The organism is Variovorax paradoxus (genome assembly GCF_000834655.1).
Classification (GTDB): domain Bacteria; phylum Pseudomonadota; class Gammaproteobacteria; order Burkholderiales; family Burkholderiaceae_C; genus Variovorax; species Variovorax paradoxus_F.
Window position 1 is genome coordinate 1 of record NZ_JXQQ01000120.1, and the last position, 212, is coordinate 212.

Genomic DNA, 212 nt, shown 5'->3' on the forward strand with positions numbered 1-212 from the left:
GTTGGCTTTGGCGAGCACGTCGGGCACGCCGTCCTCGACCGGATACAGACTCAGGTCGCCCAATTCGATCCAAAGGCCGTTGGCGCCATCAGGGTTGAGTTTGTCCTGCGGGTACGGCACTGCAGTGACCTTGATGCGTGGATCATCCAATTCGGCGCGGATTTGCTGTTCGGACTTGCCCAGCTTGCGCTGCCATACAGGCGAGAGCATGA

The 212-nt window shown here is 59.9% G+C and carries 1 protein-coding gene; it reads right to left on the minus strand.

Annotated features, from left to right (window positions below; all coding sequences use genetic code 11):
* A partial coding sequence (locus RT97_RS33570; RefSeq protein ID WP_042582581.1) for a hypothetical protein occupies positions 1-212 on the minus strand: 212 nt, incomplete at both ends.